Source organism: Vibrio sp. 10N.247.311.51, assembly GCF_041467855.1.
Lineage (GTDB): Bacteria > Pseudomonadota > Gammaproteobacteria > Enterobacterales > Vibrionaceae > Vibrio > Vibrio coralliirubri.
This window is the reverse complement of record NZ_JBFSVK010000011.1, coordinates 128,702-153,194: the sequence shown is the minus strand read 5'-3', so window position 1 is coordinate 153,194 and position 24,493 is coordinate 128,702. Positions and strand designations below refer to the sequence as shown.

Annotated in this window: 27 protein-coding genes; 13 read left to right on the top strand and 14 right to left on the bottom strand. The window is 44.7% G+C overall.

All coding sequences use genetic code 11. From position 1 onward, the window contains the following. Positions 1 to 101 precede the first annotated feature (101 nt). On the bottom strand, positions 102 to 1,028 hold the full coding sequence (locus AB6E85_RS12530; protein ID WP_372142873.1) for a M14 family metallocarboxypeptidase: 927 nt from the start codon (positions 1,026 to 1,028) through the stop codon (positions 102 to 104). Between the two features lie 174 nt (positions 1,029 to 1,202). Here AB6E85_RS12530 and AB6E85_RS12525 point away from each other — a divergent pair, with 174 nt between their 5' ends. Then, positions 1,203 to 2,108: a DUF808 domain-containing protein gene (locus AB6E85_RS12525; protein ID WP_372142871.1), complete on the top strand. Its 906-nt coding sequence runs from the start codon at positions 1,203 to 1,205 to the stop codon at positions 2,106 to 2,108. Positions 2,109 to 2,261: 153 nt separating this feature from the next. On the opposite strand, the gene pyrC is transcribed toward AB6E85_RS12525, so the two are convergent. Then, complete coding sequence (pyrC, locus tag AB6E85_RS12520) at positions 2,262 to 3,290, bottom strand: dihydroorotase (protein ID WP_048609740.1); 1,029 nt, start codon at positions 3,288 to 3,290, stop codon at positions 2,262 to 2,264. 192 nt (positions 3,291 to 3,482) lie between these two features. Beyond that, on the bottom strand, positions 3,483 to 3,641 hold the full coding sequence (locus AB6E85_RS12515) for a YqaE/Pmp3 family membrane protein (protein WP_008215717.1): 159 nt from the start codon (positions 3,639 to 3,641) through the stop codon (positions 3,483 to 3,485). 218 nt (positions 3,642 to 3,859) lie between these two features. Here AB6E85_RS12515 and AB6E85_RS12510 point away from each other — a divergent pair, with 218 nt between their 5' ends. Next, complete coding sequence (locus AB6E85_RS12510; RefSeq protein ID WP_372142869.1) at positions 3,860 to 5,716, top strand: MOSC N-terminal beta barrel domain-containing protein; 1,857 nt, start codon at positions 3,860 to 3,862, stop codon at positions 5,714 to 5,716. A gap of 100 nt (positions 5,717 to 5,816) precedes the next feature. Here AB6E85_RS12510 and nadE read toward each other — a convergent pair whose 3' ends face one another. Continuing rightward, a complete protein-coding gene (gene nadE / locus AB6E85_RS12505; protein WP_372142867.1) occupies positions 5,817 to 6,647 on the bottom strand; it encodes an ammonia-dependent NAD(+) synthetase in 831 nt (276 codons plus the stop codon). A 109-nt stretch (positions 6,648 to 6,756) separates the two neighbouring features. On the opposite strand from nadE, the gene AB6E85_RS12500 reads away from it, so the two are divergent. Together AB6E85_RS12500 and AB6E85_RS12495 are read left to right on the top strand one after the other, a co-directional pair. Beyond that, positions 6,757 to 7,278, top strand: coding sequence for a nicotinate-nicotinamide nucleotide adenylyltransferase (locus AB6E85_RS12500; protein WP_017067428.1), 522 nt, complete (start codon positions 6,757 to 6,759; stop codon positions 7,276 to 7,278). A gap of 27 nt (positions 7,279 to 7,305) precedes the next feature. Further along, positions 7,306 to 7,791, top strand: a complete 486-nt coding sequence (locus AB6E85_RS12495) for a hypothetical protein (RefSeq protein WP_048609737.1) — start codon at positions 7,306 to 7,308, stop codon at positions 7,789 to 7,791. Between the two features lie 133 nt (positions 7,792 to 7,924). Here the strand turns inward: AB6E85_RS12495 and AB6E85_RS12490 are convergent, their stop codons facing one another. After that, a complete protein-coding gene (locus tag AB6E85_RS12490) occupies positions 7,925 to 8,551 on the bottom strand; it encodes a hypothetical protein (protein WP_017067957.1) in 627 nt (208 codons plus the stop codon). A gap of 175 nt (positions 8,552 to 8,726) precedes the next feature. On the opposite strand from AB6E85_RS12490, the gene AB6E85_RS12485 reads away from it, so the two are divergent. Then, positions 8,727 to 9,833 (top strand): 1-acyl-sn-glycerol-3-phosphate acyltransferase, encoded by a 1,107-nt coding sequence (locus AB6E85_RS12485; RefSeq protein ID WP_017067956.1) that lies wholly within the window; start codon positions 8,727 to 8,729, stop codon positions 9,831 to 9,833. Positions 9,834 to 10,006: 173 nt separating this feature from the next. Here AB6E85_RS12485 and AB6E85_RS12480 read toward each other — a convergent pair whose 3' ends face one another. Next, positions 10,007 to 10,606, bottom strand: a complete 600-nt coding sequence (locus tag AB6E85_RS12480; RefSeq protein ID WP_050643301.1) for a hypothetical protein — start codon at positions 10,604 to 10,606, stop codon at positions 10,007 to 10,009. Positions 10,607 to 10,709: 103 nt separating this feature from the next. Here AB6E85_RS12480 and AB6E85_RS12475 point away from each other — a divergent pair, with 103 nt between their 5' ends. Continuing rightward, complete coding sequence (locus tag AB6E85_RS12475; RefSeq protein ID WP_050643300.1) at positions 10,710 to 11,006, top strand: YnjH family protein; 297 nt, start codon at positions 10,710 to 10,712, stop codon at positions 11,004 to 11,006. A gap of 36 nt (positions 11,007 to 11,042) precedes the next feature. On the opposite strand, the gene AB6E85_RS12470 is transcribed toward AB6E85_RS12475, so the two are convergent. Then, entirely contained in the window at positions 11,043 to 11,342 is a 300-nt protein-coding gene (locus tag AB6E85_RS12470; RefSeq protein ID WP_372142864.1) for a YfcZ/YiiS family protein, read from the bottom strand. A gap of 532 nt (positions 11,343 to 11,874) precedes the next feature. Between AB6E85_RS12470 and AB6E85_RS12465 the strand changes: the two genes are divergently transcribed. Beyond that, the gene (locus tag AB6E85_RS12465; protein WP_004731875.1) at positions 11,875 to 12,336 is read left to right on the top strand and encodes a TetR/AcrR family transcriptional regulator; all 462 of its coding nucleotides are present in this window, start codon (positions 11,875 to 11,877) and stop codon (positions 12,334 to 12,336) included. A gap of 384 nt (positions 12,337 to 12,720) precedes the next feature. Here the strand turns inward: AB6E85_RS12465 and AB6E85_RS12460 are convergent, their stop codons facing one another. The 6 genes from AB6E85_RS12460 to AB6E85_RS12435 all read right to left on the bottom strand — a co-directional run bounded on the left by AB6E85_RS12460 (position 12,721) and on the right by AB6E85_RS12435 (position 17,636). Continuing rightward, on the bottom strand, positions 12,721 to 13,503 hold the full coding sequence (locus tag AB6E85_RS12460; protein ID WP_050620596.1) for a heme ABC transporter ATP-binding protein: 783 nt from the start codon (positions 13,501 to 13,503) through the stop codon (positions 12,721 to 12,723). Beyond that, entirely contained in the window at positions 13,503 to 14,540 is a 1,038-nt protein-coding gene (locus AB6E85_RS12455) for an iron ABC transporter permease (protein ID WP_048609731.1), read from the bottom strand. The genes AB6E85_RS12460 and AB6E85_RS12455 overlap by 1 nt, the downstream gene beginning before the upstream one ends. A gap of 125 nt (positions 14,541 to 14,665) precedes the next feature. Beyond that, a complete protein-coding gene (locus tag AB6E85_RS12450; RefSeq protein ID WP_061038026.1) occupies positions 14,666 to 15,553 on the bottom strand; it encodes a hemin ABC transporter substrate-binding protein in 888 nt (295 codons plus the stop codon). 165 nt (positions 15,554 to 15,718) lie between these two features. Next, entirely contained in the window at positions 15,719 to 16,132 is a 414-nt protein-coding gene (locus AB6E85_RS12445; protein WP_017062756.1) for a biopolymer transporter ExbD, read from the bottom strand. Continuing rightward, positions 16,129 to 16,830, bottom strand: coding sequence for a MotA/TolQ/ExbB proton channel family protein (locus AB6E85_RS12440; RefSeq protein ID WP_017062755.1), 702 nt, complete (start codon positions 16,828 to 16,830; stop codon positions 16,129 to 16,131). Before AB6E85_RS12440 ends, AB6E85_RS12445 begins: the two co-directional genes overlap by 4 nt. Positions 16,831 to 16,832: 2 nt before the next feature. After that, on the bottom strand, positions 16,833 to 17,636 hold the full coding sequence (locus tag AB6E85_RS12435) for a TonB family protein (RefSeq protein WP_372142862.1): 804 nt from the start codon (positions 17,634 to 17,636) through the stop codon (positions 16,833 to 16,835). 161 nt (positions 17,637 to 17,797) lie between these two features. Here AB6E85_RS12435 and hutW point away from each other — a divergent pair, with 161 nt between their 5' ends. From hutW to AB6E85_RS12415, 4 genes are all read left to right on the top strand, one after another. Then, the gene (gene hutW, locus AB6E85_RS12430; protein ID WP_372142860.1) at positions 17,798 to 19,207 is read left to right on the top strand and encodes a heme anaerobic degradation radical SAM methyltransferase ChuW/HutW; all 1,410 of its coding nucleotides are present in this window, start codon (positions 17,798 to 17,800) and stop codon (positions 19,205 to 19,207) included. 57 nt (positions 19,208 to 19,264) lie between these two features. After that, positions 19,265 to 19,786 (top strand): heme utilization cystosolic carrier protein HutX, encoded by a 522-nt coding sequence (gene hutX / locus AB6E85_RS12425; protein ID WP_016784265.1) that lies wholly within the window; start codon positions 19,265 to 19,267, stop codon positions 19,784 to 19,786. A gap of 155 nt (positions 19,787 to 19,941) precedes the next feature. Then, positions 19,942 to 20,472 (top strand): heme utilization protein HutZ, encoded by a 531-nt coding sequence (hutZ, locus tag AB6E85_RS12420; protein ID WP_004731858.1) that lies wholly within the window; start codon positions 19,942 to 19,944, stop codon positions 20,470 to 20,472. Between the two features lie 113 nt (positions 20,473 to 20,585). Next, positions 20,586 to 21,146, top strand: coding sequence for an ATP:cob(I)alamin adenosyltransferase (locus tag AB6E85_RS12415; RefSeq protein ID WP_372142859.1), 561 nt, complete (start codon positions 20,586 to 20,588; stop codon positions 21,144 to 21,146). Positions 21,147 to 21,239: 93 nt separating this feature from the next. Here AB6E85_RS12415 and AB6E85_RS12410 read toward each other — a convergent pair whose 3' ends face one another. After that, positions 21,240 to 22,154 (bottom strand): chemotaxis protein, encoded by a 915-nt coding sequence (locus tag AB6E85_RS12410; RefSeq protein WP_050632894.1) that lies wholly within the window; start codon positions 22,152 to 22,154, stop codon positions 21,240 to 21,242. A gap of 280 nt (positions 22,155 to 22,434) precedes the next feature. Here AB6E85_RS12410 and ppiC point away from each other — a divergent pair, with 280 nt between their 5' ends. Next, complete coding sequence (gene ppiC / locus AB6E85_RS12405; protein WP_258185064.1) at positions 22,435 to 22,716, top strand: peptidylprolyl isomerase PpiC; 282 nt, start codon at positions 22,435 to 22,437, stop codon at positions 22,714 to 22,716. Positions 22,717 to 22,999: 283 nt separating this feature from the next. Then, a complete protein-coding gene (locus AB6E85_RS12400) occupies positions 23,000 to 24,406 on the top strand; it encodes an alpha-amylase family glycosyl hydrolase (RefSeq protein WP_372142858.1) in 1,407 nt (468 codons plus the stop codon). The last annotated feature ends 87 nt before the right edge of the window (positions 24,407 to 24,493 follow it).

Sequence of the window (24,493 nt, the reverse complement as noted above, 5' to 3'; positions counted from 1 at the left end):
TGGCAGGTAAGAGAAAGAGACAAAAAAAGAGCCACAAGCGAATCGTCACTTGTGGCTCTTTTTAGTTTTTAGGAGTTCGCTCTAGCGAACTAGGTACTAGCTTACGCGTTTAATTCGTGTTGAATTACGTAATCCAAAGCACCGACTACCGCAGCAACCTGAGCGTCATTACACTCTTCGTCTGTCACTTTGTCGCTGTCCGGGTAAACCTCTGTGGTTGTACCGTACTTACAATCAGTCACACCGCCACATAACCCAAGCTTCTTCATTGGGTAGTTAATCACACCATGTTGGGTAACTTCAGAACCAATGATCTTGCCGTCTGCATCTGCTGGCGCAATGTGCGTTACTTTTTCAACTGAAGCGATGACAGCCGCTTGGAATTCCGACTGTGGATTTTCTGTATCGCCAACCGTGTAGAAACCGTCTGGGATCATGCCTTCGATGTACTCAATGCCATCACGAGCAGCAAGTGCAGGGCGGAATTCTGTCTCATCAGAATCTGTTGTTTCATGTAGATCAACGTGAACCAACACTTCTGGTAAAGAAGCGACTAATGCACGTAGGTTTGCTGATTCTTCTGCTGGCGTACCGTCGTAGAAAGAGCGGTTTGGATCGACAGCATTTGGGTTCCAACGGTTGATCACTTCATAACCCCAAGGGCTCACACAAGGCGCAACAACAATGTTGAAGTGCGCTGAGTATTGTTCTGCTTGAGTTGCGGCGAACTTGATCGCGCCATGCACACCACTGGTTTCGTAACCGTGAACACCACCTGTTACAAGGATCGTTGGTTTTGATGCGTCCCAGTTTTTGCTTTTGATTGCAAAAAGCGGGAAGCGAGCTTCATCGTAGCTCAGTGCGCCGTATTGCTCGATGTCAAAGCGGTCTGCCAATGCTTGGATTTTTGGCACGACTTCTTGCTGGTATTCACGCTTAACGGTTCTTTGAGCTAACCATGCTTGACGTTCTGCTTCTTGCCATTTTTGTCCTGGCTCACCAATTGGGTAGGAGTATTCACTTTTCATCTATACTTCTTCTTTTATGTTCGCGAAAGATGAAGACAGACTAGTCCTGTCTAGCAGAGACGGCAATAGAAAACACAACTTGTGACTCTATTTTTTACAGACTCATAACTTTGATGAGTGGATTGATGGTGTTACATTTTATCAATTGTTTAATCCCTTAAAAGAGACCATAAAATGGCTGGAGCAAGTTTATTAACGCTACTGGATGACATTGCAACCGTGTTAGATGATGTCGCACTGATGTCTAAGGTCGCAGCGAAAAAAACCGCTGGTGTGTTGGGGGATGATTTAGCGCTTAACGCTCAGCAGGTATCTGGTGTTTCTGCTGAACGAGAAATCCCAGTGGTGTGGGCGGTTGCCAAAGGTTCATTTAAAAACAAGCTGATTTTGGTGCCCGCGGCATTATTGATCAGTGCCTTTATTCCTTGGCTGATCATGCCTTTGCTTTTGATTGGTGGCTTGTTTCTTTGTTTTGAAGGTGCCGAGAAAATCTTAGAGAAGCTCTTTCCTCATGCTCATCAAGAGGCTGAAAAGGGAGAGGACACAAGTACTGGTGAATCCATAGAGGAATATGAGAAGAGAAAGGTCGCAGGCGCGATTCGTACCGACTTTATATTATCTGCGGAAATCATCGTGATAGCACTGGGCACCGTGACAGGTACAAGCATCGTTACTCAGATTCTTGTCGTGAGTTTGATTGCGGTTGTGATGACGATTGGTGTTTATGGCTTAGTAGCAGGGATCGTTAAGTTGGACGACTTAGGTTTCTATCTGCAACGAACATCGAATGGCAGTGCTATTAAAACCCAATTGGGTAATGGGCTAGTCGCGTTTGCGCCCAAGTTAATGAAGACACTTGCTGTGGTCGGCACAGCCGCGATGTTCTTGGTTGGTGGCGGTATTGTGGTGCACAACGTTCCTGCAATTCATCACTTAATTGAGCCGATTATTATGGACTTTCGTGGACATACGATAGCGACGGCGGTGGTTCCAACTCTGTTGAACGGTGTTATCGGTGTCTTAGCTGGACTGATCGTCGTTGCAGTTTGGACGGTGATTGGAAAAATTCGCGGTAAGTAATCGCGCATTATTGATTTTAATAAAACCATCTCTCCACGAAACGAAAAAGGGGCACCATAATCATTATGGTGCCCCTTTTAATCTAATGAGTCGTGTTTAATTAACACCACGCTCTTATTTTTTAATATGAGCGCTTATTTACCGACTAAGCGTTTACTTTACAGACCAAGCGATCGTCTCGCCGCCACGGATTGGCACAACGATGTCTGAACCGAAAGGCATGGTCTCAGCAACGTTCCACTCTTCTTTAACAAGAGTGATGGTGTCCGTGTTACGTGGAATACCGTAGAAGTCAGGGCCGTTGTGGCTTGCAAACGCTTCTAGGTTCTCAATCTTACCTTCTAAGTCGAACACTTCTGCGTACAGTTCAACGGCAGCGTGCGCTGTGTAAGAACCTGCACAACCGCATGCTGACTCTTTTGCACCTTTTGCGTGTGGTGCTGAGTCTGTACCCAAGAAGAACTTCTTGCTGCCGCTTGTTGCAGCTTCGATAAGCGCTAATTGGTGAGTGTTGCGCTTCAGAATTGGAAGGCAGTAGAAGTGTGGCTTAATGCCGCCAACCAACATGTGGTTGCGGTTGTAAAGCAGGTGGTGAGCGGTGATGGTTGCCGCTACGTTGTCATTCGCGTTCTTCACGAAGTTTGCTGCATCAGCGGTTGTGATGTGCTCAAGAACAATCTTTAGGTTAGGGAAGTCGTTCACAATCGGTGCTAGCACTGTGTCTAGGAACTGCTTCTCGCGGTCGAAGATATCAACATCGTGAGTGGTAACTTCACCATGAACCAGCAGCAACATATCCACTTCTTGCATTGCTTCTAACACGTGGTAAATCTTTTGTGCTGACGTTACACCTGAATCAGAGTTAGTCGTCGCGCCCGCTGGGTAAAGCTTTGCTGCCACTACTGCACCAGACTCTTTTGCTTTGCGAATTTCTTCAGGTGTTGTGTTGTCTGTCAGGTAAAGTGCCATTAGAGGCTGGAATTGCTCGCTTGGCTGCTCTGCCATGATGCGTTCACGGTAAGCTAAAGCCATTTCGGTATCGGTTACCGGTGGGATGGTGTTTGGCATGATTAACGCTCGACCATTGTAGCGGCTGATATCGCGCACTGTATCTTTTAATACTTCGCCATCGCGTAGATGAACGTGCCAGTCGTCAGGACGAGTAATCGTAAGTTGTGTCATTGAAGGCTCCCACCATTTGAAGTGTTATGTAGTTGGAGCCTAAACTCGGCGAAATCTGTGAAAGCAATCGCTTACGTTTAGGCGACAGGATGATAGTGGAAAAGCACTTTGATTTCATCCTATTTTTAACTCTTCAGGGCTAGGAGCTTGTTTTTATGGGTTTTTAATTCGGTATTTATTTTTGGATACGGGTTAGCGAGTCGCCACCCAGAGTCCGTGAATCATTCCTGGAACCCAGAAGAAGAAGGTCAGGACGATGTTAATCAGCAAATCTTTACCTGCACCACGAGCGAAGAACACACCAACAGGCGGAAGCAGTACACATAAAATGATAATGACGAGTTTGTTCATGATAAATCCTTTTTATTCAATGAAAGTTCAATGCGATAACCGTGTTCACATTATAGAACGTATGGAGAGTGTTAATGCATTGCTGTCTTAATGTATACAAGGCAGTGATTTAAACATCTCAAGATATTAGCTTAGTATCAAGTGTTTAATGCCTGCCAGTTTATCTATTTATAACCATTTGTTAGCATTGGGACAAACAACAAAACATTGGAATCGTTATGTCGCAGTCACCTATAGATCGAAAGGCTTCAGAGCAAGCTCCTTCCTTATCTCAAATCAACGTGTTTCCGGTTAAATCAGTAGGCGGGATTGCACTCTCTTCTGCTTGGGTCGAAAAACAAGGCCTTACCTTCGACCGACGTTTTATGTTGGCGTTGGCTGACGGCTCAATGGTGACGGCGCGTAAGTACCCTAAAATGGTCAAGGTGTCTTCAAGCTTGCAGCCAGACGGTTTGATTTTTACTTATGAAGGTAAAGAGCCGCTGCGCCTCAAGTATGCAAACTTCAAGATGCAAGAAGCGCCTGCAACAGTGTGGAAAGACAGCTTCACCGCGTATACCACCAACGACGAGGCGGATGATTGGTTCAGCGATGTGCTTGGTGTTCGCGTAGAACTGTTGTTCTGTGGTGAGCAATCCAATCGTGTTCGAGAAAAGCTTGGTCAGAATGTCAGTTTCGCTGACGGCTATCCAATGTTGGTGATCAGCCAAGCCTCTCTAGATGAGCTCAATCGCCGCAGCCCTGAAACCCATTCAATGGATCAGTTCCGCACCAACTTTGTTGTTTCAAATACAGAAGCCTTTGCCGAAGACGGTTGGAAGCGTATCCGAATTGGTGAGGTTGAATTCGAAGCGGTGAAGCCTTGTGAGCGTTGTATTCTGACGACAGTCGATGTTGAGAGCGGCGAATTCAGAGCGACAAAAGAGCCTCTTAATACCTTCTCTACATTCAGAGCCAACGAGCGTGGTGGTGTTTTCTTTGGTCAGAACCTTGTGGCAAAAAATGAAGGTCTGGTGAAAGCGGGTGACGTGGTTGAGGTACTTGAAACCAAAGAGAAAGAACACTACGAAGACACTTGGGTAGAGTCACTGCACTTAACTTGCGTCGAGCGTGAAGAGATCGCTCGCGACTTCACGACGTTTTGGCTAGAGCCAGCGAAAGAGAACCATTCATTACCAAGCTATCAGCCGGGGCAACATTTACCGATTGAGATGGTGATTGATGGCGAAAAAGTGTCTCGTCGTTACACGCTATCTTCTAGTCCTTCACGTGCGGGTCGTTTAGCGATTTCTGTAAAGCGAGTGGACGATGGTCAAATCTCAAACTGGCTCAATGATCACTTCCAAGTCGGTGATACGCTTGTTGCTCAAAACCCAGATGGTGCTTTCTATTTAGAACAAAACCCTAAGCACCCACTACTGCTTTTGTCTGCGGGTAGCGGTATTACGCCGATGTTGTCGATGCTTCGTTATTTAGCCGACCATGGCCAGATTGATGATGTGGTGTTCTATCACCAATGCAGCAGCGAAGAAGATATCCCTTATCAAGCAGAGATCGATCAAATTGCCAATGAACATCCAGGCTTACATGTGATTTACTCACTAAGCCAACCAACGAAAGAGTGGGATGGTTTATCAGGCCGTTTGAGCGTGTCTCATGTCGCTAAAATTGAAGAGCTACATAAGCGTCAAGCATTCGTATGTGGTCCTGACGGCTTTATGGATAATGCCAAGAAACTGCTGATTCAAATGGGGCTTAACCCTCAACATTATCATCAAGAAGCGTTTGGTGTGGCTCAGTCTACTGAAGAGGCGGTGAAGCAACTGCAGTTAAGTGTTAATGGCTACTTGTTCGAAGGTAATAACCAATCAACCCTGCTAGAGCAAGCTGAATCGGCGGGTGTGTCTATCGCTTCAAGTTGCCGTGCTGGTTTCTGTGGCGCTTGTAAAGTGACCCTTGAGTCAGGGCAAGTTCACCAACCGGATGTGCCTGCATTGCAAGAACATGAACGCAATATGGGTCAGATACTGGCGTGTTGCAGTGTGCCTCAAACCGATATCGAAGTTGTTGATTAACGACGCGTTCGGTCAAAAGGAAAAGCACTAAATAGAAAAGGCCGGAAGTTCGTGAATGAGCTTCCGGCCTTTTTGATCCTGAGACTAATTCAAAAACGAATTAATCGTAGATCGTTGGGATTGGTTGACGCTTGTGCTGTGTTGCTTTGTAGATGCTCACTAAGCGATCGGATACGTCTTGAGAAACGGCTTTGCCTTCAAGGAAATCATCGATCTGATCGTAAGAAAGGTTCAATGCTGCTTCATCGGCTTTCTGTGGGTCAAGCTCTTCTAGATCAGCGGTTGGCACTTTCTTAACCAGTAGCTCTGGAGCGCCTAGTGTTGCTGCTAGTTCACGAACTTGACGCTTGTTCAGGCCGAACAGAGGTGCTAAATCACATGCGCCGTCACCGTGCTTGGTGTAGAAGCCAGTGATGTTTTCCGCTGAGTGGTCAGTACCGATTACAAGACCGCCAACGTAACCTGCAATTTCGTATTGTGCGATCATGCGAGCGCGAGCTTTCACATTGCCTTTCACAAAGTCGATTTTTGCTGAATCTGTTGGTAGCAAGCCTGTGCCTTCTAAAGCAACGTGAGATGCAGCGTGAAGCCCATCAACACCCGCTTTAATATTTACAGAAACAGATTGAGAAGGCTGAATGAAAGACAGCGCAAGTTGCGCTTCGTCTTCATCTTTTTGTTCACCGTAAGGCAGGCGAACCGCGATGAATTGGTAGTCTTTGCTACCAGCGCTTTCATTTAGGCTATCAACGGCCATTTGTGCTAAGCGGCCACAAGTTGTCGAATCCACACCGCCACTGATACCAAGGATCAGAGACTTGCAGCCTGACTGCTGAAGTTTCGTTTTGATAAAGTCCACACGACGAGTCACTTCGAAGTGAGGGTCAATTGAAGGTAGTACGCGCATTTCGTCACGAATTAACTGTTCCATTCGTATTCCTTTCCTGCAAGCAAATTAAAAATCTAGTGTTATCATACCTAAATCATCCGATTTAAAAACCTCTTTGCACAAGCTTAGAAAGAGAAGGCAGTAATTAATAATGGAAAAAATAGCCATTTTCGGTAGTGCGTTTAATCCACCGAGCTTAGGGCACAAAAGTGTGATTGATTCGTTGGCTCACTTTGACAAAATTCTACTCGTTCCAAGTATTGCCCATGCTTGGGGAAAAGAGATGCTAGACTTTGATACGAGATGTCAGTTAGTTAACGCATTTATTAGCGATCTTTCACTGGATCAAGTGGAGCTTTCTTTGATCGAAAAGAGCCTATTTACCCCAGGTGAAAGCGTCACGACTTATGCCGTGCTCAGTGAACTTCAAAAGTTACATCGTGACGCTGAACTGACATTTGTTATTGGCCCAGATAACTTCTTTAAGTTCTCATCTTTCTATAAATCAGATGAGATTACCGAGCAGTGGTCTGTAATGGCTTGCCCTGAAAAAGTGAAAATTCGCAGCACAGACATACGTAATGCACTGATAAGTGGAAGCGATGTGGCAAAACTGAGTACAAAGTCAGTTACAAAGATGTTGCAAGATAGTGGACTGTATCAGATAATGTAAGTTCACTAATCAAGAGGTCAGAGGACTATGCTAAAGAGCGCGATACCAGCGACGTTGATCATGGCAGCATGCAGTATGCCAGCGTATGCTGAGTGTGATTTTTTTAGCCTAGATTCAATCATGCTGACTTCTGATGAAGATGACAATTGTCTAGATTTCTCGACCAGCATCGAGTCTTTTGGCCAACGTATGATGGAAATCAGCGGACTGAGCGATGATGAGCCTGAAAGCACACCGGACTATTGGTCCGACTGGGTTCTTCAAAGTAAAGACTCACCATTGCTGACACAAAGCATTGAGTCAAACTATGTTGGCTTGGGTATGTGGTTTCCAGAAGACCTTGAAGACGAGCAGTATGATATGTCGACTGAAGAGTGGTTGATGAATCATGGTCTTCAACTCAGCATCGGTTTTGGCGAGAAAGTAGAAGGGCAGCCGCGTATGCGCTTTGATTATCGTTGGCATGACTCACGTGACGCCGACCTAATGATGCAGGTTGAGTTGCCATTCTAGACAGGTAGTGACATAGATAGATTGCTATCTGCGTCTAAATAGCAAGAATGAAAAAAGCCGCAAAAACTCAGTTTTTGCGGCTTTTTAGTATCTGGCTTGCTAGTTTAAATACCAGCACTCACTTACTGCCAAGCTATAAATCTTCACCAAAAACAAGCATACACAGTTGTTCGAACTCTTCTTCTTTGCCTGAGAACAGGTCATCAATCACAAGTGAACGTTTCTGGCCTGACTGCATGCGTTTCTTCGCTTCTCGCATCACCATCACCAGAGTGTGCTCTTGTGGCAGGTTTGAGTCATCAATGTTCCATTGATTGAATCGCTGAGAAAGAGCACTTTCGCAAAGCAGTGGTTTAAACGACAACACTTCTTGCTTCAAGACAGAAAGCATATCTTTAAACGCTTGTTCCGTATTATTGGCATTGGAAGCTCGAGCTTTGGTTTGCTCTAGCTTTTCTAGTAGTGCCGAAGAGAGGTTAGTTTGCGTGATGTAACCCGCTTGTCTTGGGAATGAATCCGTCAAACGAACAGAAAAGTCGACGCGGTTAACCTGAGTGTTTGGAAAGTAGGTCAGTGACGTTAGGCAGTCGTGCGGAATCCAGACGCTTTGTCCTGGTTCAACGGCATACTCTTGTTTGCCTAACTTAATCAAAACCAAGCCACTTTGAACCGATACAAGGCTATGTTTAAGTACTTTCTTGCGTGGTGTGATCACCAAGTGTGAAAAGTAAGCCGATGTATATTCAATAGCGAAGTTCATAGATAGTACCTTAATTTTGGGGCGTCAAGATTACCGTTAATCTTAAAGAATGCCAACAATAACAGGGGATTTTCAATGTTTCTGGTCTGACCTTGTCAAAAGTATGGGCTCTGTAGCTGCGAGAAGTCAAAACAACGCGTAGAATGAGCCAGCTTTTTATTATATGAATTAAAAAATGACCTCTCCAACCGATCCATATGTTGATATTCGTCCTTACGGCGATGATGAAATTCCAGCGGCACTAAACCGTCTTATTAATGATGAAGAATTTATCAGTGCAATCTTGCACTACCGTTTTTCAAACCATGCTTCTTGGTTCAAAGCATTAATGAGCCCGATTTTGCGTGTGTACTTAAAAATGAAGTGGAGCAAGCTGACTAGCGTTGAATCCATTCAGATTGAAGTGAAAAAGTACTTACGCGACACGTTAGCGAAAACCACTAACGGTGTGACGTACACGGGTATCGAGTCACTGGATGCGAACCAAGCTTATCTGTTTGTATCAAACCATCGTGACATTGCTATGGACCCTGCGTTGGTAAATTACGCTTTGCATCAAAATAATCATCAGACTTGTCGTATCGCTATCGGTGACAACCTGTTGAAAAAGCCATGTGCGACTGAATTGATGCGTTTAAACAAGAGCTTCATCGTAAAGCGTTCTCTGAAAGGACCGCGTGAGATGATGAAAGCGCTAGGGCAGTTGTCTTCTTACATTAAGCACTCTCTAGAAACAGGCAACTCAATCTGGATCGCTCAAAAGGAAGGTCGTGCGAAAGACGGTAACGATTTTACTGAGCCAGCAATTTTGAAAATGTTTCACGTTGAAGGACGTAAGCAAAAAATTGCTTTCCCTGAATACGTGAAGTCATTGAAGATTGTTCCTGTGGCTATTTCTTACGAGAACGACCCATGTGACACAGCTAAAGCGATAGAGCTTTTCGAGAAAGACGTAAACGGCAGTTACGAAAAGGGTGAGTTTGAAGACATCGAAAGTATCATTCAAGGCATCATCGGTAATAAAGGACGCGTTCACGTTGGCTTCGGTCAGGTTATCGACCAAGATTTTGATACCCCAGAAGCGCTTGCTGAAGAGATCGATCGTCAGATCCACGATAACTATAAACTGTTTCCAGTAAACTTACTGGCAGCAGAAAAAGAAGACGAGTCGATTACAGCGGCCGTTAAGCAAGAGTTTGAAGCTAAACTATCGAGCTTGCCACAAGGCGCGCGTCAGTACTTGATCGATAGCTACGCGAACCCAGTGAAGAACATTGGTTAACGAGCGTTAGTTAGCTTGCTAGTTGATTAGCAACTTGATTTAATTGAAAAAGGAGCCTTGGGCTCCTTTTTTGTTTCTGAATGGCTACTTGTTGCTGCGATCGAGCATTAACGTATTAGAGCATTAGAGCATTAGAGCATTAGAGCATTAGAGCATTAGAGCTTCAGCCTGAATTAGCGAGCGACTGCACCACCAAGCTCTAGATTGGTTGGCCATGTGGTTACAGTGTTGCCGCCCAGATAGATGTTGCCTTTGACTGTCATGGTCTCGGGGAATGTTGTAATCCCAGAACCGCCTATATATAAGTCGCCATCAACCACGATCCCGTTGGGTAGCTCAGTCAAAGGAGTGCGGATCACGCTCAGATCGCCTTTCACTCTAAAGCCATTCGGTAGCCTTTCCAGTGGAGTATCGGTGAGGTTGATAAAGCCGCCCACTCTTACACCTCTTGGCCAACTAGTGATTTGGCTGCCAATCAAGTCGACGTAACCTTTTATCTTAACCCCGCTCGGGACTCGAGCGAGTTGGCTGTTAGAGCCTTTTAGGCTGCCGTTCACTTCTAACCCTTTGGGTAGGCGTGTGATCGCAGTATTCTCTATATTGAGATTACCATCTACCACCAAGCCCGTTGGAAGTGATGTATAAGGCTTATTTCGTAGATATAAGTTTCCGTAATTATCGAGATGGTTCAATATTTGATAGTGATCGAGTGGTTCAGCACTGACATTTGTTATGGTTAAGGAACCAATAATAAGTGCAATTATTCTGAGCATAACAGGCTTCTTATTACAATAGACGCTTACACTATAATGGAAAAATTAATCTCGCATAGTGTTTTACCCATTTGGCGGTAGATTAACGAGGAATGGAACAAAGATGGCAGGTAAATCAATGATTAGAGTAAATATACGAATTGTTAAGGTTTTTCTGATAGCCGCTTCAATGTTTGGCTCAATGTCTGCGAGTGCCAACAAAGTAATTTCAACGCCCGGTAAAGCTGCGGTGGTAGTGACACAAGGCGGTCAACAGCAACGAGTTTGTTATTATGATGACAAGGCTTATAGCATTGGGGCGGTGTTAGAGGTGGGGGGCGTAGTGATTCAGTGCGCTGCAGAAAACGATTTTGAGCAAAATGGTTCACTGGCTTGGGTTCAATTAAAAAAAGACGAGTAATTCACTCGTCTTTCAATAAGAATATAAATGCTTATATTAACGCGCTAGAGAGCGAGTCTTAAGTTCAAAAATAATCTTCTCAGCGCTAACTTCAAATTTAAAGCGAGCGTGCAATTCTGTGCTTTCTTCAGTCATTTCTGATGCTTCAAATTCAACGTTGCTAGACACTTGTTTAGCAAGTTCAACGTACTTAGCAAACTCAACTTCAATAAGTGCTTTTGAGTTTCCGTAAACCGTTACTTCAGCAACATCGTCGCCTTCTTTAATGATGAACCCGATTTCGCCTGCACAGCCGCAAGCTTCACATACATCGTTGTTACCAATATCTTGGCTCATAATAATAATCCTCTTACAAAGTCTGAGGTTATTCTAACGAGCAATTTGAACTGTATCTACAAAAATTAAAATCTTTGAACTAATTTGTACTGGTATGCTATGTTGTTTGTTGAAGGGGTTAAATGAATGTGTACATTCGCGTCGCCAAATATGTATGTGATCTATCTCATGTTTTGTTGATAAGCAGTGTCATTAATTTGTTAGAATATCATTCAGTTAGTTGCGTCGTAACTAATTTTATAAGACTATCTATTGCTTGATAGGTATTTATACAATGAATTTATTGTTGGGTATTTGATATTCTAAGTTGTTATTTTAGATTAACCACTTAGAGAGGTAAGGTGACTTTCGAAGAATAATTAGACAAAGTGCCCAAAGAGGCAGCACTGTAAAATTGTTCGTACAAAGTATTTGTTGGTATTTAATGGAAATACTTGCGAAAAAATACCTTGCTCACATAATGCTGATAACGATTTTCATTCTGACTTCATTTGATTGAGTTAGATGGATTTACAAAGAGAAGAGCCTGAATATGCCAAAGCGTAGTAAAGAAGATACAGAAATCACGATCCAGAAAATCATGGATGCCGTTGTAGACCAGCTACTAAGATTGGGTTACGACAAGATGTCATACACGACGTTGAGTCAACAAACGGGTGTTTCTCGTACAGGTATAAGTCATCACTTTCCAAAGAAAACGGATTTTACTGCTGCTCTAGACGGTCGTATTTTCAAGATGTTCATGGAACACATTGACTTTGAAAATGGCCTTGACGCATTTTCAGCTAGCTGGGTTGCAGCACTTGAAGACGCTGAGTTCCTAGCAATTTTACGTTTACTTTTCCATCATATCGTTACTGCTGAGAGCGCGCATGAGTTCGCTGCAAACGGTATTGATCGTCTATACAAGCTGACTGAAACTCAGTTTGGCGATACTAGCGGTAAAGAACTAGAGTGGTTGATTGGTAAATCATTGATTCGTATGAGCCAATAATCAGCACTCAATAAAAGAAGCTCCTGCGGGGGCTTTTTTTGTGCCTGCAGTTTCACTTCTTGTGCGTTTTTCTCTCAATCCCACACCGATGTCGCTGTTTGCTGAATGATGTTATTTCTTTTCTTTTTATATGCTTACGCCCGTGACTTGTTTTCCTCTTCAGTGTTAAAAGCTAAGTAACCCTAACGGGTAGTGTTCATTTCTAGAGCCTCAAATGCTCAAGGTGAGTCGTTTTGGTGTTTGCTGCTGTGGTTATTAATAAAATTGAGTTTAAGCTGAGAGAGTGGCTGTGAGCCAATAAAAAGCCCCGAACAAATCGAGGCTTAGGATTACGTCATTGTTATCAAGAACGAATACTCAAAACGAGTCGCTCCTTAATCGGACTTATTGTGCGGGGTGAACCTGAGGGAAGCTCATGGTAGGGTGTTTTTCTACGATACTTTTGTAACCATACACATCTTCTATCATCGAAGGTTTCAGTGCATCCCAAGGCTTGCCATCACACACCAAATTGCCATCTTTCAATACCACCAATCGATCGGAATACTGCGCGGCTAAGTTGAGATCATGCAAAACCACGATAACCGCGGCATTGTGGTTATCGGCTAATTCTCTCGCAATCTTTAAGGTGTTGTGCTGGTGGGCAAGATCCAGTGCAGAGGTTGGTTCATCAAGCATCAAAATACATTGGTCACCAGAGTGGTGAAGCTGAGTTAACACTCGAGCCAAGTGCACTCGCTGCTTTTCACCGCCTGATAGTGAAGGATAAAGCCTTTCACTCAAGTGAGTCACATCAGCAACATCCATTTTTTGGCTAGCAATGCTGGTCAGCTTCTTGTTGGATTCTTGCAGAGGAATCCCACCAAGCTCGACAACTTCATGTGCCAAGAATGGGAAGGTCAAGGTGCTGTGTTGAGGAAGCATAGCAAGGTGCTTAGCTAACTTGTGAGAAGGCCACTTGTCTTTACTATGTCCAAAGTATTGAATATCGCCGTTGCTTGATATCTCTTGGCACAAAGCTTTAAGCAGCGTGCTTTTACCTGCGCCATTTGGCCCAAGCAGTGTGGTTACCTTTCCCGCTTCAATCTCAATAGAAACGCCATCTAATATCACTTTACTGCCGAACTTCACTTCGATATCGGTCGCTTTTAAAGCTGAAGGAAACATTAAAGGATTCTCCCTTTCTGTTGAAATAGTAGATACAAGAAGAATGGAGCGCCGATAATCGCAGTGACAATACCTACAGGTAGCTCTGCCGGAGCAAGTACCACACGTGAGAACATGTCTGCGGCGGTTAGCAGTAGTGCGCCTAGTACCGCTGATAGTGGCAACAGAACTCGGTGGTCAGGGCCTGCTAACATGCGACCTAAATGTGGGATCACCAAACCAATAAAACCAATCATGCCAGACAGGCTAACCGTGATACCAACGCCTGCAGCCGTCAGTAGAATCAGCTTTCGTTTAAGCTTTTGTACTGGGATGCCAAGGTGTTGCGCTTCTGACTCGCCCAGTAATAGAGCATTTAGAGACATCGCTTGGCGGTAGAAAACAACAAACAATCCAACGAGCGTGACAGCAGCCAGCAAAATGCCTGACCACTTAGCGCCAGCCAATGAACCCATCGACCACAATGAAAGATCGCGTAGCATTTGGTCATCAGCAATGAAATTCAAGAAGCCAATACCAGCGCCAGAGAGCGCACTGATCGCCACACCCGCCAACAACATGATGGTGACAGAGGTGCCGAATTTACCCGTGCCTAGCTTATACACCAACAGTGTGGTTAAAGCGCCGCCAAGAAAAGCGAACACAGGAACCGCAGCAAAGTTCATGAAAGCAGGGTATTGAAGCGATAGCTCAGAGAAAAGTACGATGGCCAGTGCTGCACCTAGCGCCGCCCCAGCAGATACACCGATGATCCCAGGCTCAGCAAGCGGGTTTCGAAATAGGCCCTGCATAACAGCACCACATAACGCGAGAATCGCACCAATCAACATGCACAAAATGGTTCGAGGTAAGCGAATCTCTTGAATCACTAAGTTGATGTGGGGTGCCAAATCATTGTTTGGCTGGAGTAAGCTCGCTGCGCTGTCAGCCAAGCTAATGTTCATTGGCCCAACGGTGATTGAAAACAGTGCGACGAAGACTAGGGTAGCACCTAGGCCTAACATCGATGTTTTCAGCGGGACGGATCGTAACAACATAAAGGGCCTCAATGTCCACTGCTAACTTCAATATCCATTACCAACATTAGCGAAAGTAGGCTGGTGACGGGCATTGAACTAGCAACAGTAAAAATAGGGTAGTCGCGTTATAGCGGGTAGATAAGTTATAGCGGATAGATAAGTGCGTTTAATCGCTTAGCTTCTGAAAGGCTTTCTAGGCCAAGCCCGCCAACCAAAGCACTGCCATTTACGGTAATGATTTGCTTGTTCATACCTGCAGGAGTCGCTGCTAACATAGGTAGCGATTTCAGGATGGCATCAGCACCGCCCATCTTTTGGTAGCTACGGCCACTGACTAGAATCACATCTGGCTGCATTTCTACCAGTGACTCCATCGACAGTGGCTTGTAAGACGTTAGGCTTTGAGCTGCAGGGTTCACACCGCCAGCTAACTCGATGATTGCATTTGGCGAAGTTTCACCGCCAGCAACGTTCGCAGGACGGCCTTCATGCAGCAATAAGAAAAGCACCTTCTTCGCTTCGTCGCTTGGTACTTGGTTCGCTTTCAGTGCAGCGATCTTCTGATTTACTTCGGCTTTCACTTGCTGCGAATGATCTTCGGTATGGGTAATCTTGGCGATTTGGTCGATACGCTTTAACAGCCCTTCAACGTTTGCTTCAGTGTTCACGATCTCTACATCGACGCCTGCCGATTTTAATTGAGAGATCGCGTTGTCTGGCCCCATTTCATCAGAGCCAATCAGAGTGGTTGGCTCTAGGGCAAGCAAACCTTCCGCAGACAGGTTTCGGTGATAACCAATCTTTGGTAGGTTTTCTGCTTGAGGAAAGTGGCTGGTCACATCAATCGCGACTAGCTGTTCTTCAGCACCTAATGCCAAAACCAATTCAGTAACGGCACTGCCAGCACTGATGATTCTAGGTTGTTCAGTGTCGTTGGCCATTGCGGGTGCGCTAAGTGCCAAGCTCATAGCGGCAACTGAAAGGAGATGTGTCTTGGTCTTTAATTTATTGAGCACGTTTAAGTTGTTCATAATAAGTTCTTTATATTTTCTTTTTGTATCGCGAAGATACTCAGTGAGCAGTCCGTTCGCATTGTGAGTTCGAATCGATAGAGAGGCTTAGTTCTGTCTATTTGCTCTTAGCTATCAGGAGCCAAATTTCATAAACTCTAGGCCTCATAAAAATTGAGTATTGTTCTAACCATCGTCCGTGAGCAGTTGAGTCGCTGGTATTCCGTTTTCTTGAAGGAATGAAAGCAACTTCACTAGGTTTTCAACGTTGGCGGCTTTATCTGCGCCAATGATGATCGGTTTTTTATCCGTTGAACCAGTCTCTTCTAACAGGGCAATCTTGAAGTTTTCCCAGTCGATGTATTCTTGGCCGTTAATTGCCCAATAGGGTTCACGGTCTAAAATATTGACGCTAATCGAATCCTTGTGGACTTCAGAAACGTTTTTGACATCCGAGCTTGGCAGCTCAACTTCTAGCGATTCCAGCTTTACTGATGCCGTAAGCAATAGAAAAACCATCACGATAAAAATGATGTCGAGCAGCGGTGTTAAGTCCGGCGCTAGGCTCTGTGTGTGAGATGAGTGGGGCGTTTTAATCATGCTTGGCTCACATCACCGATAGAGGTTTTGTTGACAGGCTTGCCTTGAGTATCATCAGACTGATTGGTTTGAATCGACATGCCTTCTAGCCACACATTCACATAGTTCAATGTATGCTCCAATTGAGCCAGCACTCGATCGGCCCATAACCCTAGTAGCTGAGCACCTGAAATAGCTGGAAGTGCAATCATCAAACCCGCAGCTGTGGTTCTCATTGCTAATCCAAGACCGTCTGCCAAGTCATTAGGCGTGATGCTGCCTGTTGTCGCGGCAACGCCTTTAAACATCTCAATAAGACCAAGTACCGTACCAAGCAAGCCGATGAGTGGGCTGATCACGCCGATCAAACCAAGCAGTCTTAAACCTGCATGAAGCTGGTGGCGTTTTTCTTGTAGCCAGATCCCAGCGGCATCTTCTCGTAACCCTTTTGAGAAAGAGTGGTGAGCAAGCAACATTGACACGCCCTTGTACAGTAGCGGGCGTTTACCTGAAATCGACTGAGCAAGCGCTTCAATCTCTTTACTGTTGGTTGGTGAGATTTGGTTTAACTCGCGACGAATGGCACGTTTGCCCACACCAATGCTGAGCATGACTTGGAAGACACGTTCAGCGATGATCATTGCTGTTAATGCTGAACAGATAAGAAGAGGCCAAGTCATTAAGCCAAGTTGATCTTGTAAGTAACTGATTTGTTGCATGATTAATCCAACCTAAAACGAACAGGTATTTGTACTCGGTGAGCAATCGCTCGACCATTGACAGTGTGAGGTGAGAATTTCCATTGTTTAATGGCATCTAATGCGGCGTTATCGAGCATTAGTGCGCCTGATGAATTTACTAATGCTTGTTTAATTTGTTTACCTTCAGCGTCTAGCCAGACCTCGTAAGTCGCGACACCTTCAACGCCACGGCGTCTTGCTTGGCGAGGGTAATTCGGTGGGGTAGGACGCGCAGAGAACGAAGGTTTAGTGACCAAAACTGGCTCTTGGTTTGATACGCCTTGGTTTACTTCCTGAGGCTGGTTGGCAGATTCGTCCATATTCTTATCGACTTTCTTGTCGGCTAGCTTCTCTGGTTGTGGTGCTGGTTCTGGGCGTTCTTTCTTGACCACCTTTTTCTCAGTGACTGGTTTCTTTTGAACCGGCTTCTTCTCGACTTTCTTTTCAACAACCTTTTTCTCTACTTTCTTCGGTTGAGGTTTATTGGTGATCGCTTTTTTCTTTGGGGTTGGCTTAGCTTGCTTTGGCTCAACTGTTTTTGGTTCGACTGGTTTAGGTTCAGCTTGTGAGACGGTTTCTTTTACTGGTTCTGGTTCAACTGGCTCTGTGATTGTTTTTTGCTGAGCTTGTGAAGGAACGCTCTTAGGAGTGAAGTTGATCGATACCGTGTTTGATTGGCTACCTGCAGGCATTGCAAATACTTTGGATTCTTGAGCGACAAACAACAACGCTGCATGAATCACTAACGATGCACCGCCTGCAATAACATATCTAGGAACGTTCACAATCAATCCTTTACCAAATCAAAATTCTGTATCGGATTATTGCTTAGAATCTAAATAAGATCAATTATCAATTGCATTATCATTTGCGTGTATTTATGATTCTCTCAGTTTTTAGCGAATAGTCTTCCAGACTTTGCTATGTAAGTGTTTAGAGAGATTATATGAGTCTTAATATTTATAAATTTGACGAATCAATCTTGGGCATTTCTAGCCCTGATCCGCTTCGTTTTGCGTTTGCGAAAAAGCATTCTGCACATGCCGGAGGAAGTTCAATTCCGGTCGACCCCAGTAAGAAGTTAGAACTCTTTGACGAACTGATGCTGAGTGAAGGGAAAAAACAGGATAAGCGTTGCTTGTATATCCACATTCCTTTCTGTCGTGTGCGTTGTACGTTCTGCAATTTCTTCCAAAATGCCGCAAGCCGTAAATTAGTGGATGAGTATTTCGATGCACTGATGGTCGAGCTAAAGCAGAAAGCCAAAACGCCTTGGGCTCAGTCTGGACTATTTCACGCCGTCTATATTGGTGGCGGAACACCCACCGATTTGTCACCTCAGCAAGTTGAACAGTTGGGTAAAGCGATTCGTCAATATTTCCCACTAGCAAACGATGTTGAGATGACATTGGAAGGGCGCATCAATCGATTTGGTGACGAGATATTTGATCGTGCGCTTGAAGGTGGCTTCAATCGTTTCTCATTCGGTATTCAAAGTTTCAATACTCAAGTTCGACGTAGTGCTAAGCGCCTTGATGACCGAGAGGTTGTGCTAGAACGTATCAGTTCACTGAGTCGTACCGAGCAAGCGCCAATCGTTCTTGATCTGCTATACGGATTGCCACACCAATCTATGGAAGTGTTCCAACAAGATTTAGAAGACTACATGTCTACTGGCGCACACGGCATTGACCTTTACCAACTGATTGTTGCGGGCAATGCACCTATGCTGAATCTTGTTGAGAAAGGAAAAATCCCACCGCCTGCGAATACGCCAGATAAGGCGAGCATGTATTTGGCGGGTGTGGAGTTCATGGCAAAAAATAAGGTCAAGCAACTGAGCGTAAACCACTGGACTCGTGATAACCGCGAACGCAGCATTTACAACAGCTTAGCGAAAACTTATGCCGAAGTTCTACCCATTGGTTGCGGCGCTGGTGGCAACATAGGTGGCCATGGTGTGATGCAGCATCGAACTTTAGACAGCTACATGGAGTCTATAAAGCAAGGTCAATTACCTATTGCCATGATGACTAAGCAAAGCTCATTAGAGCCTATCTTCTCAACATTAAAGGCAGGTTTCGATTCTGGTGTTGTTAGAAGAAGTACGCTACCGAGCTTTATGGGACAAGACACGTTCGACTACCTCAAGCCTTTGTTCGCGCATTGGGAAAAGAACGGTTTAGTTGAGCTTTCGGAAGATTATCTGAGCCTGACTATTGCCGGCAGCTTTTGGGCGGTAAGCCTAGCGCAGAGTGTGATTCAAGTGCTTAACGCTGAATACCAAGCCATGCACCCTACGCCTAAAGCATCAGGTTCGGGCGTACACCCGCATGCAAGTTTGAAGCACGCTTAATATCGAATTTTTAGTTTATAACTTACGTAAATTACTCGTTTATACGGAACATATTCAATGACAGATACAACATTAGAAATGACAGAAACTCTAGAACAACGCGTAGCTCTAATTTTAGAAGAAGAGCCAAAACTACTGCCAACAGCAATTGCTGAGAAGCTAGGTGTTTCAGAAGTTGAAGTGGTTGCTGCTTTTCCAAACGACATGGCGGTAATGCTAGATGGCAGCCGTGCTCAAGAGATTCTAGAAGGTTTAGTGGGTTGGGGCCCTGTGACCACTATCGTGCATTCGTTTGGTTCTATCTTTGAAGTTAAAGCGCCATTCCCGAAAGGTAAAGTAGCGCGTGGTTACTACAATTTGATGGGCAAAGAGGGCGAGCTTCATGGCCACCTAAAACTGGATAACGTTAAACATATCGGTTTGGTGAGCAAGGCGTTCATGGGTCGTGAAAGTCATTACTTCGGCTTCTTCAGTGAAACCGGTGAGAACATTTTTAAGATTTACCTAGGCCGCAACGAAAAGCGTGAGCTTATTGCCGACCAAGTAGAACGCTTCAAAGCGCTAAAAGAACAAGCTTAAGTACGATCTACAGTAAACAATCAGCAGCAATCTTATATAGGGTTGCCAACTGGCTTAAATAAGACATCAATGCTCGAGGATCGTTTAGTTCGCTAATGATCGCTCAACCTCGGGCAAAAATAATAAATCAGAGAAAGTGAAGAAAGGAATTACCCATGGAACAGCAAGTAAAACAAGAACGTCTACAAGGTCGCCTAGGTCCAGAAATTAAAGAGTTTCGCCAAGAGCGCCGTACCCTTCAACTTGCAACGGTTGATGAAGAAGGTCGCCCGAACGTAAGTTACGCACCTTTCGTTCAGAACCAAGAAGGTTACTTTGTTCTAATTTCTGATATTGCTCGTCATGCTCGTAACTTGAAAGCGAACCCTCAGGTATCTTTGATGATGATCGAAGACGAAGAGAGCTCGAAGCAGCTTTACGCACGTAAGCGTTTAACGTTTGATGCTCAAGCAAGTGTTGTGGAGCGTGAAACGGAACTTTGGACTCAAGTGATTGGCCAGATGCAAGAGCGTTTTGGTGAAATCATTGATGGTTTGAGCCAACTGCAAGACTTCTCTCTGTTCAACCTTAAAGCAGAGAATGGCCTGTTCGTTAAAGGCTTTGGTCAAGCATACCAAGTGTCAGGCGACGATCTGGTGGACTTCGTTCACCTACAAGAAGGCCACAAAAAAGTATCTAATGAGTAATCTCGTTTAACCTATTTCTTCAGGAGCCCTCCAATGTGAGGGCTTTTTTATGTCTAAATCAAAGAGTTTGGTATATTGGCGTTTGATGACTATTTATGTGTAAGGATCGGTACGTGAAACCAGTAAGTCGAGATTGGGACGAGTTCTGTTACCCATTTATCTATGAAGACAGTCCTATCTGTGATTTTGAGATTTTGTCGGATGAACTTTGTTGTCGAGTTGGATTGGTGTTGTCTTTAGAGCTAGAGCCTCAGGTTCGTGAGATCCTGCAACGCTTGCAGCCAAACATCTATCACTTGAATGGCTCTGTGCGCGGTAAGCTTGCCATCACCGAGTCTGAATTGCTCGAGCTCAAGCAAGACTATCATCGTATCCGTGAGCAGCTTGAAGGTGGTTTTAAAGGCTTTGTCTTACCCGGTGGGCACCGAGTGTCTAGTGAACTTCACTTGTGTCGTTGTCAGGCTAAAAAAGTTGTGCGAGCTTTGGTGAGTATTGAACATCATGAAAGCAAAAAGTCGCCAGACCCGATTCTTTTTAAATACGCAAACCTAGTCGCGAACACTCTCTATGCATTGGCCTCTTTTACCAATCATGTGAATGAAGTCGAGGAAGTGGAATTTGTGAGTAAGAGCTACTCTATGCCGAAAAAGTCTATGCCAGAAAACAAAGACTAACGGTTAGCTCTATTCTTATAAGATTTGAAGAAAGAAGAGACTAAGAAGCTAAACCATTGAGCACTATGCTAGGTTTAGCTTCTAAAACAGAGCCTAAGCAGCCGTAGAGGCGCCGTTTAAGACTTTTGCACCGCGTAGCATAGCTTCGATTAATTCACCCGCGTTGAACTTCTCAAGCGCTTCATGCGCCCCCACCTGATTGGCACGGTCAACACAGATCTCGCTGGATAGTGAAGTATGCAAAATACAGTAAGCGTGACTTAAAGCGCTGTCGTTTTGCACTTCAAATGCAAGCTCGTAACCATCTAATCCCGGCATCTCGATATCACTCACCAGAAGATCAATGGCATTGCCAGTGCTGGCTTGGCGTCGCATTAGGTCGATGGCATCTAAGCCGTTGTTACATATGCTGTAAGGGATGTTGATGCTGTCTAAGGCATCAGATAACTGTTTACGCGCAATCAAGGAATCATCCACCAATAAGATGTTCAACGCTTTGAGGCGTTCCCTTTCTACATCGGTCAGCATTGGGATGTGCGCATTCTCATAAGCTGGGTAGATCTTAGAAAGCAGCAGTTCCACGTCGAGCATTTGCACAATACGGTCTTCGAAACGTGTAATACCGGTAACAAACACATTGCGACCCACACTGGTGGGTGGAGATTCAATGCTCTTCCAGTCGCATTCAATGATTTTATCAATCGAACGAACCAAGAACGCCACAACTGTTCTTAAACAGTCGGTGACGATGAGTACACAATCTTGGTATTCAGCGGGTGTTATCGGACGGAAGCCAATCGCAGCGGACATATCAATCACAGGAACTGTAAGGTCGCGGATAGTCACTGTACCAATCACGTGATGATGGGAGTAGGGGATCTGAGTCATCGGCTGAAAAGGGACGATTTCTCTGACCTTAAGCGTGCCAATCGCAAAACTTTGAGTGAGGGATAACTTGAACATCAACATTCCCTGTGACTGACTCGCTTTACTGATCGGTTTGGCCATAAGTGGCTCCTACTTAATACGCGCTTAATTTATAAGGATTAATTTAAAGGGAAATGGAAGCCGCAGCAAGTCGCGATGCGGTTTTTAATGGCTTTAAGGCAGTTGTTTTCGGTTATAGAGTGAAGAATAGCGGTTCTTGGGTTAAAATCACGCTAAACGCTGGCTGTCGATGAATTTATGTCGATAAGCCGTTAGCGGCAAACAGATTTACAACAGTCAGTGCATTCACGATGTTCTAAGCAATCGTCGTAAGTAAACTGGCAGCAACAAACTGAGAATTATCATGGCAAGAACAGCAGCAGCGCTTCATATTTTGGTGAAGCATAAAGAACTAGCAGAAGACATCATGACGCAGCTTAAAAAGGGCGCTAAATTTCAAACGCTAGCGAAGAAACATTCAACCTGTCCATCTGGTAAGAAGGGCGGCGACCTAGGTGAGTTCAAAAAAGGTCAAATGGTGCCTCAGTTTGATAAGGTTTGTTTCTCTGGCGAAACGCTTGTACCCCACCTTGTGAAAACAAAATTTGGCTGGCATGTGGTGAAGGTTCTTTACAGAACTTAGTTATAAATATGTGTTAGATTGAATAAAAGGAGCGTATATACGCTCCTTTTTTGTCACTTTTTGGTGCATTTAAAAGCACAATGGTTGAGTGTTCATCCCAGACGTTATGCGATAATTGGCGCTACGCCCTTAACTATCCGCCGTGACTAATTGGTAGGAGGAGGAGGGGTTTTAATGAGTAACTCATATAATAAATACCATTCTTAAGGAAATTTATGCAGCTTTGCCTTTTAGCCTTTGTATTTATCTAGAAAGCTGTAAACGAGTTTGGTAGGAGAACAACATGGAGAGTTCAGCTATGTTAAGCAACCCAGCGACAGATGTCATATTGCATGCTTTTGACTGGTGCTACGCTGACGTAATGAAGAACGCCCCACTGATCCAAGAGTTGGGTTATAAATCTGTTTTAGTATCACCGGCGATGAAATCGCTGCGCGGCCCTAAAGGTTGCGACCGAAATTCTTGCACCCAATGGTGGCAACGTTATCAGCCCCAAGATTATCGTGTGATCGACAATCAACTTGGTGACACGCAAGACTTCACTGCGATGGTGAACAGGTTAAAGCAACACGGGCTTCGTACCTATGTAGACGTCGTGTTTAACCATATGGCCAACGAATCGGGTATCCGCGGTGATCTAACGTATCCCAATCAGCAAGACATGGCGTCTTATCAAAAAGATGCTGACTATTATGAATCCATACGTTTATTTGGTGACCTTTCTGAACCTCTATTTGATGAAAACGACTTCGTGGAAGCGTTTGGTATCAAGAACTGGAAAGACACTTGGGAAGTGCAAAACGGGCGTATTACCGGTGGCGCGAGCGATCCTGGCCTACCAACGCTGTTGGACAACGATAATGTGGTGGCACAACAAAGAGCCTACCTAAAAGCACTGAAAGAGATTGGTGTGAAGGGATTTCGCATTGATGCGGCAAAGCACATGACACTGGCACACCTACGCAAAGTGTGGACGGATGACATCTGCGAAGAAATGCACATCTTCGGTGAGATCATTACCGATGGCGGTGCGACAGAAGAAGAGTATGAGCTATTCCTCGAGCCATATCTTAAACACACTCGCTTAGGAGCGTACGATTTCCCGCTGTTCAACACCATCTTCAAAGCATTTGAAGAGCAGGGCAGCTTTAAGTCTTTGATTAACCCTTACTGTTTTGGTCAAGCTCTGTCGAATATGCGAGCGATCACGTTTGCGGTCACTCATGATATTCCAAACAACGAGGTGTTTTTGGAGCATGTGATGGATGAAGTGGATGAGCGATTGGCTCATGCTTTCATTCTTGGTCGAGACGGCGGTGTGCCGCTTGTTTACAGTGAGCTGAGTACGAGCGGTATTCTGGACAAGAACGGTCAACCTCGTTGGCTTAACGACTGGCAAGCGCCTTACATGAAAAACATGATTCAATTCCATAACCATGTTCATGGCGAAGCGATGCGTGTTGTTGAAGCGAATGATGATTTGTTGGTGTTTGTTCGTGGCGATAAAGGCATTGTGGTGATCAACAAGTCGAAACGAAGCAAAACAGCCTCATTAAATTGGACTGGTGCAGTGACCGATTTGTTGTCTGGAGAAGTGTTCGACTGTGTTGGAAAGGAGTTAACCATTAAGGTTGAGCCTAACCAGTGCATGATGCTGACGACCAACTCGACCGAATCTGTTATGAGTTAAGCCCAATCGGTTAGAAAGACAATATTGAAAAGAAAGCCCCGCTACTGGCAATCAGTAAGCGGGGCTTTTTATTTGAAGCTGTTTATT